The sequence below is a fragment of the Geodermatophilus chilensis genome (assembly GCF_002802985.1).
Lineage (GTDB): Bacteria > Actinomycetota > Actinomycetes > Mycobacteriales > Geodermatophilaceae > Geodermatophilus > Geodermatophilus chilensis.
The window spans coordinates 24,172-35,389 of sequence record NZ_NVPT01000032.1; the positions used below are offsets into that span (position 1 = coordinate 24,172).

Sequence of the window (11,218 nt, forward strand, 5' to 3'; positions counted from 1 at the left end):
CTCCTGCGGTCAGCGCCCGTAGGTGGCGCGGATGTCGTCGACGAACGGTGCGTAGTCGACCGCGGCCAGGTAGGCCGAGAACATCGTGCCGTGCCCGGCCCTGCCCGTGCCGGCGATGTCGAAGGCCGTGCCGTGGTCCACCGACGTGCGCAGGATCGGCAGCCCGACGGTGACCGAGATGGTGCCGTCGAAGTCGAACGTCTTGGCGGGGATGTGCCCCTGGTCGTGGAAGTGCGACAGCACGCCGTCGTACCGGCCGACCAGGCCCTGGTGGAAGACCGAGTCGGCCGGGACCGGCCCGGCGACGTCCATCCCGCGGGACCGCGCGGCCTCACAGGCCGGGCCGATGTGCACGATCTCCTCGTCGCCGAAGTTGCCGTTCTCCCCGCCGTGCGGGTTGAGCGCGGCCACGGCCAGCCGCGGCTGCTCGACCCCGAACACCTGCAGCGCCGTGTGCGCCCGCTCGATCGACTCCTCGACGCGGTCCTTCGTCACCTGGTCCAGGGCCTTGCGCAGCGCCACGTGCCGGGTCGTGAAGAAGATCCGCAGGTGGTGCCCCTCGGCCGCGGTGTTGCGGACGACGAACATGGTGTCCTGCTGGGTGACCCCGGTGAGCTCGCCGAGCATCTCGGTGTGCCCGAGGTGCCGCGACCCGGAGGCCCAGATGGCCTCCTTGTTGATCGGGCCCGTCACGATGCCGGCGACCTCGCCGGCCATGGCCGCCCGGGTGGCTTCCTCGATGGCGGCGACGGCGGCCCGCCCGGCGCGCGCGTCCACCTTCCCCCACTCGGGGACGTCGTCGCCCAGGACGCCGGTGTCGACGACGTCGATGACGCCGCCGGCGGGCTGGGTGCCGTAGCCCTCGACGGTGCGCACCTCGACGTCGAGGCCCATCGCCTCGACGCCACGGCGCAGCGCGGCCGCGTCGCCGACGGCCACCCCGTGGTGCCCGTCGGCGCCGGCCTGTTCGGCGAGGGTGCGGGCCACGATCTCGGGGCCGATGCCCACCGGGTCGCCCAGGGTCACGGCGAGGACGTGTCGGGTCATGTCTGTCTCGTCTCCAGTCTCGGTGGTCGTCGTGCTACCAGCGGGTGCGCGGCTCGGCGGAGGTGACGTGCCGTCGGTCGCGTTCGACGGCACGCCGCAGGTGCTCGATGCAGAGGACGGCGGTGTCGGCGTCGCCGATCAGCCCGCCCTTGGTCACCACGTGCAGGCCGTCCCAGGGCCCGCCGACGACGGTGCCCGCGACGGCCAGTGGGACGACCGCCTCCCAGATCTCCAGGCCGGCGGAGCCCAGCTCGGCCAGGACGGCGGCGGTGACGTCGCCGCCGGTGGTGTAGAGCCCGCCCACCGGGTGCACCTCCAGGTTCCGGCGCACCGCCCGGGCCAGCTCGCGCGGGATCCGGTCGGCGTCCTCGGGGGTGGTGTGGTGGAGGTCGGCCTCGTCCAGCACGGTGGCCAGGACGACGACGTCCGCGGGGCCGGCCCGGTCGAGCGCCTCGTCGAGCAGGCGGGTGGTCGCGTCGACGTCCGGGACGGCGCTGCCGGGCAGGGTCGGCACCCGGTGGACGGTGACCTGCTCCTCCCCCGCCAGCGTGCGCAGCTGCTGGCGGGTGAGGTCGGTCGGCGACCCCGACACCACCAGCAGCGGCGCCCCGGTCGTGGCTCGGTCCAGGCCGAGCGCCCGGGCCAGCGCGACCGAGCCGGGGCCCGGGTCGCTGGTGATCCACACCAGGTCCATCCCGTCGGCGGCCGCCACCGCCGCGGCGGCGACCCGGTCCAGGTGCTCCACGGTGGTGGCGTCGGCGACCAGCACGTCGACGCCGTCGCCCAGGGCGGCGCGCAGCAGCTGCACCAGCTCCGCGGACGGGCCGGTGACCGCGGCCATCGGCACCGTCCGGGCGGTGAGCTCGGCCTGCTGCCGCATGATGGCCGCGACGTCGGAGGTCAGCATCGGCGTCCGCGCGTCACGGGCGACCTCGGTCTCCTCCAGCCGCCGGCCGCCGAGCAGCTGGTGCCCGCCGATGGTGTGCCGCCCGGCGCCCGGGTGGGCCGGGGCGCACAGCGCCACGGCCCGGCGGCCGGTGAGCTCCCGGACCTCCGCGAGCACCGCGGCGGTGGTGGCGCCGACGTTGCCGCGCAGCGTGCTGTCGATGCGGTTGCACACCAGCCGCGCCGGCCAGCCGGCGCGCACCACCGCCCGCGCCCGCTGCGCGGCGTCCTCCGGCCGGGCGTGCCGCGCCTCGGTCGTCGCGACCACCACGTCGAAGCGGGCGACCATCTCGGCGACGACGTCGGGCCGGTCGGCCGCGCTGGCCGTCACCGCCCGCAGCCCGACGGCGGCGAAGTCGGCGGCGGTGGCGTTCCCACCGGTGAGGTCGTCGGCGACGACGAGGACGGCGGCCATCGCGTCAGAGGAAGAGGCTTGCGACGAGCAGCAGCGGCAGCGAGGCGGCCCAGACGGCGGTGGTGATGCCCGACCAGCCGCGCAGCGCCGCGGTGCCCTCCAACCCGGTGAACCGCGTGACGACCCAGAAGTACGAGTCGTTGAAGTAGCTGAACACCATCGAGCCGGCGCAGCAGGCCAGCGCCGCCAGCAGCGGCGAGAGGCCCAGGGTGTCGACCAGTGGGGCGGTGACGGAGGCGGCGGTGATCATGGCGACCGTGCCCGAGCCCTGCGCCACCCGGACCAGGGAGGCGACCAGGAACGGCACCAGCACGCTGGGCAGCGAGATGCCGGCCACGGCCTCGGCCAGCGCGTCACCGACGCCGGAGCTGCGCAGCACCTGTCCCAGCGCACCACCCGCACCGGTGATGAGGATGATCAGGCCGGCCGAGGCGGCGGCGTCGGCCAGCCAGGAGTGCACCTGGTTGCGCGGCGTCCAGCGGGGCAGCAGCAGGTAGACGGCCAGCACGATGCCGATGACCAGCGCAACGACCGGGTTGCCGATGAAGGCCATCACCGAGGCGATGCCGGAGGGGACGTACTCGTCGTCCGGGCCGAGCGCTCCCTGGGCGTTGCGGTCGACGGCCGTGGTCACCGTGTTGAGCACGATCAGCGCCAGCGGGACGAGCAGCGGCAGCGAGGCCAGGGCGGCGCCGACCCGGTGCGGACCGGCACCCGGGGGCGGAGTGCCCAGCTGGTGGGCCGGGTCCTCCGCCAGCGGCTCGCCGAGCGGGGTGTCCACCGTGCCGATGCGCGCGCTCCCGCCCGGCACCGAGCCCGTGGTGGGGACGCCGGCGTAGACCGCGGCCCGCACGGGCTCGCTGATCTCGCTCTCCAGCTTGGGGCCCATCCAGGTGGCGTAGAGGATGACGATCGGCAGGAGCAGCAGGCTGAACACCAACCCGGCCAGGATCAGCCCGCCGAGGTCGGCACCGAGGATGCCCGCCACGCCCAGCGGGCCGGGGGTCGGCGGCACCAGGTGGTGGGTCAGCGTCATGCCGCAGCCGAGCGCCAGTGCCAGGGTGACGTAGCGGCCCTTGATGCGCCGGGCGATCGACCGCGCCAGCGGGTTCATGATCACGTAGCCGGAGTCGCAGAACACCGGGATCGAGACGACCGCGCCGGTGCCGGCCATCGCCCAGTGCTCCCGCCCCTTGCCCAGCGCCCGGACGAAGGCCCGGGCGAGGCTGTCGGCGGCACCGGAGACCTCGAGCACCTTGCCGATCGCCACGCCGAGGCCGATGACGATGCCGATCGAGGCCAGGGTGTTGCCGAAGCCGGTCGTGATCGAGGAGATCTTCTCCCCGACCGGGGAGCCGGCCACGAAGCCGGTCACCAGGGCGGCGATCAGCAACGCCACGAAGGCGTCGAGCCGGGTGCGCAGAACGAGCACCACGATCGTCGCGATGCCCAGGACCAGTGCCAGCAGGAGTTGCACGTCCATGCCGAACCTCCACCGTCTGCCCCGCCGTCGGGGCGCTCCCGCCGTTGGGAGTCCGGGGCATCGTGACAGGAGCCAACTGCGCAAATCAAGCGGTACGGTCATAAAGTTGCGCAGTCCGTGCAACTCCTGGGCGCAGCGTGAGCCGCCACGCACAGCGAGATCGCCGGTCTCGCACGGCTACGGGGCCGCAGGCGTGCGAGACCGGCGATCTCGCCGGGGAGAGGACGGCGCTCAGCCGACACCCAGGTCGCGGGCGATGAGCATCCGCTGCACCTCGCTGGTGCCCTCGCCGATCTCGAGGATCTTGGCGTCGCGGTAGAACCGGCCGACCGGGAACTCGTTCATGAAGCCGTAGCCGCCGTGCACCTGGGTGGCGTAGCGGGCGTTGTCCATCGCCACCTCGGAGCTGTAGAGCTTCGCGATCGAGGCCTCCCGCCCGTAGGGCTCCCCGCGCAGCATCTTCTCGGCGGCCCGGTAGTAGGCCAGCCGCGCGGTGGAGGCCCGCACCTCCATGTCGGCGATCATGAACTGGATGGCCTGGTTGCGGCCGATCGGCTGCCCGAACGCCTCCCGCTGCGCCGCGTACTTGACCGACTCGTCGACGCACCCCTGCGCCAGCCCGACGGCGAGGGCGGAGATGGCGATGCGCCCCTCGCCGAGGATGGACAGGAACTGCGCGTAGCCGCGGCCGCGCTCCCCCACCAGGTTCTCCTCGGGCACCCGGCAGTCGCTGAAGAAGAGCTCACGGGTGTCCGAGGCGTTCCAGCCGACCTTCGAGTAGCGCTGGCCGACGCTGAAGCCCGGCGTCCCCGACGGGATGGCGATCGCCGAGATCTCCTTGCCGCCGTCCGGACGGGTGCCGGTGACCGCGGTGACGGTGACCAGCTCGGTCAGGTCGGTGCCGGAGTTGGTGATGAAGGCCTTCGACCCGTTGACCACCCAGTGCCCGTCCTCCAGGCGCGCGGTGGTGCGGGTGGCGCCGGCGTCCGAGCCACCGCCGGGCTCGGTCAGCCCGAAGGCGGCCAGCGCCTCGCCGCTGCACAGCCGGGGCAGCCACTGCTGCTTCTGCTCCTCGGTGCCGAACCGGTAGATCGGCATCGCGCCCAGCGAGACGCCGGCCTCGAGGGTGATCGCCACCGACGAGTCGACCCGGGCCAGCTCCTCGAGCGCCACGCAGAGGGTGAAGTAGGTGCCGCCCGACCCGCCGTACTCCTCGGGGAAGGGCAGGCCGAACAGGCCCAGCTCACCCATCTGCCGCACGATCGCGGTCGGGAACTCGTCGCGCTCGTAGAACTCCCCGATCTGCGGGGCGATCACGTCCTGCGCGAACTCCCGCACGACCTTGCGCAGGGCCTCGGTCTCCTCGTCGAGCCGGTAGTCCAACACGCTCAGTCCTCCCCGGCCGTCACCACGGCCACCCGCTCGTCGAGCCGGACCTGTTGGCCGGCCGTCACGCCGAGCTCGGTGACCGTCCCCGCGAGGGGGGCGGTCAGCACGTGCTCCATCTTCATCGCCTCGACCACCAGCAGCGGGGCACCGGCCTCGACCCGGTCGCCGACCGCGGCGCGCACGACCGTCACGGTCCCGGGCATGGGTGCGGTGACGGCGCCGTCGCCGGCTGCGCCCTCGGTGGCGGCGTGCAGCCGCTCGTGCTCGCGCAGCGCGGTCACCCGGCCGTCGGCGGCCAGCCACACCTGCCCACCGGAGTGGACGACGGCGTACCGCGCGGTGACGCCGTCGAGGGTCACCGACAGCTCCCCGCCGTCCCGCCGGGCGCTCGCCGGCACGGGGTCGGCGTCCCCGACCCGGACCTCGGCGGCGGACGACCGGCCGCGCACGCGCACGGTCACCGGGTCGCCGCCAGCGGCCTGCAGCCGGCGAACCGTCCAGGCCGGCTCGCCCAGCCGCCAGCCGTCGGGGACGTCCCAGCGGTCGACGACCGGACCGGCCGGCTCGGCCTCGACCAGCAGCGCCAGCGCGGCGGCCGCGTACACCGCCGGCGGCACCGGCTCGGCCGCGGTCAGCGCCTCGCCACGCCGCTCGATGAGCCCGGTGTCCAGCCGCCCGGCGACGACGTCGGGGTCGGTGAGCAGCGCTCGGAGGAACGCGGTGTTGGTCGGCACCCCGAGGACGGCGGTGTGCCCGAGCGCGCCGACCAGCCGGGCGCGCGCGGTGTCCCGGTCGCGACCCCACGCGACCACCTTGGCCAGCATCGGGTCGTAGTCGGTGCCCACCACCGAGCCCACGGCCAACGAGCTGTCCAGCCGCACACCCGGCCCGGCGGGCTCGCGCAGACCGAGCACGGTGCCGGTCTGCGGGAGGAAGCCGCGGGTCGGGTCCTCGGCGTAGAGCCGGGCCTCGATGGCGTGCCCGTCGAGCCGGACGTCGTCCTGGGTCAGCGGCAGCGGCTCCCCCGCGGCGACCCGCAGCTGCAGCTCGACCAGGTCCAGGCCGGTGACCATCTCGGTGACCGGGTGCTCGACCTGCAGCCGGGTGTTCATCTCCAGGAAGAAGAAGTCGATGTCGCCTCCCCGCCCACCCGGCTCGGCGTCGACGATGAACTCCACCGTGCCGGCGCCGGTGTAGCCGACCGCGCGGGCCGCCTCGACCGCGGCGGCGCCCATCGCGGCGCGGGTGGCGGCGTCCAGCAGCGGGGACGGCGCCTCCTCGACCACCTTCTGGTGCCGGCGCTGCAGGCTGCACTCCCGCTCGCCCAGGTGGACGACGGTGCCGTGGGCGTCGCCCAGCACCTGCACCTCGACGTGCCGCGCCGACCCGACGTAGCGCTCCACCAGCAGGGTGTCGTCGCCGAAGGAGCCGCGGGCCTCGCGCCGGGCGGCGGCGATCGCGTCGGACAGCTCGGCCTGCGACCGCACCACGCGCATGCCCTTGCCGCCGCCACCCGCGCTGGGCTTGAGCAGCACCGGGAAGCCGACCTCGACCGCGCCCGCCGCGACCTCGTCGTCCGACATGCCCGGCTCGGTCCGCCCGGGGACGACGGGGACGCCGGCGGCCATGACGGTCTGCTTGGCGCGGATCTTGTCGCCCATCGCCTCGATCGCGGCCACCGGCGGGCCGATGAAGACGATCCCCGCCTTCTCGCAGGCGCGGGCGAACTCGACGTTCTCCGACAGGAAGCCGTAGCCGGGGTGCACCGCCTGGGCGCCGGTGCGGGCGGCGGCGTCGAGCACCCGCTCGATCGACAGGTAGCTCTCCGCGGCCGGCGCCGGGCCGATCGGGACGGCGACGTCGGCCTCCCGCGTGTGCCGGGCCCCGGCGTCGGCGTCGCTGTACACGGCGACCGAGCGGATGCCCATCGCGCGCAGCGTGCGGATGACCCGCACGGCGATCTCGCCGCGGTTGGCGACCAGGACGGTGTCGAACACGGCTCAGCACCCCCCAGCGGGGGCGCGGCGGCAGCGGGACGGGTCAGGCAGCCTTCCGAGTGCTCTTCGCGAGCACCTTGTCTGCCTTGTCCAGCTTGACCAGGCGGCGCTTCTTGACCGTGTAGCCCGGCGGGAGCGTCCCCTCGGCGAGGGCGCGGAGGGGGCACCGCTTGCAGCGCGGCTTGTCCTGGCAGCACTTCTTCTTGGGCATGCGCGCGGACTTCCCCACGTGGCGAGGCTAGCCTCGCCTTCCCGAGCGGTCCACGGGCACCGGCGTGTCAGCCGATAACGTGCGGGGACCGCCATCCCACACGTCCGGGAGACCCGATGGCCGCCCCCGCCTTCGTCGAGCTGCTCAACACGCAGATCGGCAACGAGTTCGCCGCGCACCAGCAGTACGTCGCGTGCGCCGTCTACTTCGACGAGCTCACCATGCCCCGGACCGCGCAGCTCTTCTTCGACCAGGCGCTCGAGGAGCGCCAGCACGCCATGATGATGGTCCGGTACCTGCTGGACTCCGATGCGCCGGTCCGCATCCCGGGCATCTCCGCCCCGGTCAACGAGTTCGCCGACGTCGTCGCCCCCGTGGCGCTGGCCCTGGAGCAGGAGAAGCGGGTCACCGAGCAGATCAACGCGCTCATCGGCGTCGCGCGGCGGGAGAACGACTTCGCCTCGGACCAGTTCATGCAGTGGTTCATCAAGGAGCAGATCGAGGAGGTCAGCAAGATGAGCGCCCTGCTCACCATCGTGAAGCGCTCCACCCACGACCTCGAGACGATCGAGGACTACGTGCTGCGCGAGGTGACGGCGGAGGCCGCGGACCCGACCGCGCCCCCGGTGGCGGGCGCCTGAACCGAGTGCCTCGCAGGGCTCACATCCGGAAGACGCCATAGCCGACCTCCTCGAGGGGCGCGTTCGCGCAGGCTGACAGGGCCAGACCGAGGACCGTCCGGGTCCGGGCGGGGTCGATGACGCCGTCGTCCCACAGCCGGGCGGTGGCGTAGTACGGGTGGCCCTGGGTCTCGTACTGGTCGCGGATCGGCTTCTTGAACGCCTCCTCGTCCTCGGCCGGCCACTCCTCGCCGCGGGCCTCGAGACCGTCGCGGCGCACCTGGGCGAGCACCGAGGCCGCCTGCTCCCCGCCCATGACCGAGATGCGGGAGTTGGGCCAGGTGAACAGGAACCGAGGCGAGTAGGCCCGGCCGCACATCGAGTAGTTGCCGGCGCCGAACGAGCCGCCGATGACGACGGTCAGCTTGGGCACCCGGGCGCAGGCGACGGCGGTGACCATCTTCGCGCCGTGCTTGGCGATGCCGCCGGCCTCGTAGTCGCGGCCGACCATGAACCCGCTGATGTTCTGCAGGAACAGCAGCGGGGTGCTCCGCCGGTCGCACAACTCGATGAAGTGCGCGCCCTTGAGCGCGGACTCGGCGAACAGCACGCCGTTGTTGGCCACGATGCCGACCGGGTGGCCGTGCAGCCGGGCGAAGCCGGTGACCAGCGTCTGCCCGTAGAGCGGCTTGAACTCGGCGAACCGGCTGCCGTCGACCAGCCGGGCGATGACCTCGCGGACGTCGTAGGGCGTGCGCGGGTCGGGCGGCACCACGTCGTAGAGCGACTCCGGCGGGTGCAGCGGCTCCTCGACCGGTTCGACGTCCCACGGCCGGGGCGGGCGCGGGCTGAGGGTGCCGACGATCTGGCGGACCAGCTGCAGCGCGTGCGCGTCGTCCTCGGCCAGGTGGTCGGTGACCCCGCTGGTGCGGCTGTGCAGGTCTCCCCCGCCGAGCTCCTCGGCGGTGACCACCTCGCCGGTCGCGGCCTTCACCAGCGGCGGGCCGCCCAGGAAGATCGTGCCCTGCTCGCGGACGATGACCGCCTCGTCGCTCATCGCCGGCACGTACGCGCCGCCGGCGGTGCACGAGCCGAGGACGGCGGCGATCTGCGGGATGCCGGCCTTCGACATCGTGGCCTGGTTGTAGAAGATCCGGCCGAAGTGCTCGCGGTCGGGGAAGACCTCGTCCTGCATCGGCAGGAAGGCGCCACCGGAGTCGACGAGGTAGACGCAGGGCAGCCGGTTGTGCAGCGCCACCTCCTGCGCGCGCAGGTGCTTCTTCACCGTCATCGGGTAATAGGTGCCGCCCTTGACGGTGGCGTCGTTGGCGACGACGACGACCTCCCGGCCGGCGACCCGGCCGATGCCGGTGATGATCCCGGCGGCCGGCGCCCCGCCGTCGTACATGCCGTGCGCGGCCAGCGGTGAGAGCTCGAGGAACGGGCTGCCCGGGTCGAGGAGGGCGTCGACCCGCTCGCGCGGCAGCAGCTTGCCCCGTGCGGTGTGCCGCTCGCGGGCCCGCTCCCCACCGCCGAGCGCCACCCGGCGCAGCTGCTCGGCGAGGTCGGCGGCGAGCTCGGCGTGCGCCTCGGCGTTGCGCGCGGCGGCCGCGCCGTCGGTCGTCGGCCTGCCGGCCAGCACGGGGGCGTCCACGGCCGGGATGTTAACCACCGTTCACGAACCGGGTCAACGACCGTTAACATCGCCGCCGTGACGGACGCCAACACCGCGCTGCACGCGGACGCGACCCGCCCGTCGCGCCGCGAGCAGATCCTGCGGGCCGCCGCACAGCTGTTCGCCGAGCGCGGCTCGCGGGCCGTGGGGGTGGACGACGTCGGCGCGGCGGTCGGCGTGACCGGCCCGGCCATCTACCGGCACTTCGCCAGCAAGGACGCGATGCTCGCCGAGATGCTGCTGCGCATCAGCGAGCGGCTGCTCGAGGGCGGCACCTCGCGGGTGGCCGATGCCGGCGACGACCCGCTGGCGCAGCTGCGCACGCTGATCGCCTTCCAGGTCGACTTCGCGCTGGACAACCCCGCGCTGATCACCGTGCACGACCGAGACCTCGGCTCGCTGGCCGACGACGACGCCGCGCAGGTGCGCCGGCTGCAGCGCCGCTACGTCGAGGTGTGGGTGGACGTCCTGGGGCGGGTGCACCCGGAGTCCGACGTCGCGACCAACCGGGCCCGCGCGCACGCCGTCTTCGGGCTGGTCAACTCGACCCCGCACAGCGCCGGCCGGCTGCCCCGCGGGCGGACCGCCGCGCTGCTCGCCGCGATGGCCGAGGCCGCCGCGACCGCCGCGACCGCCTGAGCGGCCATTTCCGCGGAAAACGCCGGAGACGTCAGCCGGCCGTGGGCTGCGGCATCGGCAGCACCAGCGCGGTCGAGGCGACCACGTCGAGGTCGGCGGCCGATCCGGTCGACCCGGGTCCGGCCCAGGCGGTCTCGACGATCGTCACGCTGCTGCCCGAGACGGCGCTGGCGTACTGCGCGCGGGAGAGCTTCGCCGGACCCCCCGGGTAGCGGACGCCCTCCCGCAGGAGGTCGCTGACGTTGCCGCTGCCGTCCTGGTCGACCAGCGCGCGCAGCGCCAGGGCGCCGCTCGCCGCACCCATGTCGGCCACCGACACCGAGACGACGACCGGCCGGCCACCCACGTCGGTGGAGTACAGCGCCCGGGCCAGGCCGGCGCAGTCGGTGGCGGCGAAGAAGTCGGCCACCGTGCCGTAGGCGTTGCCGACGCAGGTGGGGTCGGTCTGCACCCGCTGGGCGACGAAGGTGCGGCCGTCGACCGTCTCGATCTGCCCGGGCTGCGGCGCGGCGGCGACCTCGACGGGCGCTGCGGACGGCGCGGCGGTGGACGGCGGGGCACCGGCGCTCGCCTCGTCGTCCCCACCGAACAGTGTGGTCACCCCGACGCCGAGGAGGACGACGAGCGCCAGGGCGGCCGCGACGACCAACGCCGTCCGCCGCGGCGAGCGCTCGCGGCGGCGCGGCCCCACGAGGGGGACGTCGGCGGGCCGGGCACCGTCGGGCACGGGCGGGACGGGCGGTCGCGCGACGGGGACCTGCGGCACGGCGGGCCGGGGATCGGGCGGTGTGGCGACC

General features: G+C 74.1%; 9 protein-coding genes and 1 pseudogene. 2 read left to right on the forward strand and 8 right to left on the reverse strand.

Annotation, left to right across the window (positions count from 1 at the left end):
• Positions 1 to 9 precede the first annotated feature (9 nt).
• The 6 genes from pdxA to CNO22_RS07685 form a co-directional block, all read right to left on the reverse strand.
• Positions 10 to 1,047, reverse strand: a complete 1,038-nt coding sequence (gene pdxA, locus CNO22_RS07660) for a 4-hydroxythreonine-4-phosphate dehydrogenase PdxA (RefSeq protein WP_100498796.1) — start codon at positions 1,045 to 1,047, stop codon at positions 10 to 12.
• A 34-nt stretch (positions 1,048 to 1,081) separates the two neighbouring features.
• A complete protein-coding gene (locus CNO22_RS07665; RefSeq protein ID WP_100498797.1) occupies positions 1,082 to 2,407 on the reverse strand; it encodes a four-carbon acid sugar kinase family protein in 1,326 nt (441 codons plus the stop codon).
• Positions 2,408 to 2,411: 4 nt separating this feature from the next.
• Positions 2,412 to 3,890, reverse strand: a complete 1,479-nt coding sequence (locus CNO22_RS07670) for a GntP family permease (protein ID WP_198588172.1) — start codon at positions 3,888 to 3,890, stop codon at positions 2,412 to 2,414.
• Positions 3,891 to 4,121: 231 nt separating this feature from the next.
• Positions 4,122 to 5,276, reverse strand: coding sequence for an acyl-CoA dehydrogenase family protein (locus CNO22_RS07675; protein ID WP_100498798.1), 1,155 nt, complete (start codon positions 5,274 to 5,276; stop codon positions 4,122 to 4,124).
• Positions 5,277 to 5,278: 2 nt separating this feature from the next.
• On the reverse strand, positions 5,279 to 7,276 hold the full coding sequence (locus tag CNO22_RS07680; protein WP_100498799.1) for an acetyl/propionyl/methylcrotonyl-CoA carboxylase subunit alpha: 1,998 nt from the start codon (positions 7,274 to 7,276) through the stop codon (positions 5,279 to 5,281).
• Positions 7,277 to 7,319: 43 nt separating this feature from the next.
• Positions 7,320 to 7,505, reverse strand: a complete 186-nt coding sequence (locus CNO22_RS07685; RefSeq protein ID WP_091216093.1) for a hypothetical protein — start codon at positions 7,503 to 7,505, stop codon at positions 7,320 to 7,322.
• Positions 7,506 to 7,603: 98 nt separating this feature from the next.
• Here CNO22_RS07685 and CNO22_RS07690 point away from each other — a divergent pair, with 98 nt between their 5' ends.
• On the forward strand, positions 7,604 to 8,128 hold the full coding sequence (locus CNO22_RS07690) for a ferritin (protein ID WP_100498800.1): 525 nt from the start codon (positions 7,604 to 7,606) through the stop codon (positions 8,126 to 8,128).
• 19 nt (positions 8,129 to 8,147) lie between these two features.
• On the opposite strand, the gene CNO22_RS07695 is transcribed toward CNO22_RS07690, so the two are convergent.
• A complete protein-coding gene (locus tag CNO22_RS07695; protein WP_100498801.1) occupies positions 8,148 to 9,761 on the reverse strand; it encodes a carboxyl transferase domain-containing protein in 1,614 nt (537 codons plus the stop codon).
• Between the two features lie 57 nt (positions 9,762 to 9,818).
• Between CNO22_RS07695 and CNO22_RS07700 the strand changes: the two genes are divergently transcribed.
• Complete coding sequence (locus CNO22_RS07700) at positions 9,819 to 10,421, forward strand: SACE_7040 family transcriptional regulator (protein ID WP_100498802.1); 603 nt, start codon at positions 9,819 to 9,821, stop codon at positions 10,419 to 10,421.
• A gap of 31 nt (positions 10,422 to 10,452) precedes the next feature.
• On the opposite strand, the pseudogene CNO22_RS07705 reads toward CNO22_RS07700, so the two are convergent.
• A pseudogene (locus CNO22_RS07705) lies at positions 10,453 to 11,218 on the reverse strand (hypothetical protein); the annotation flags it as partial.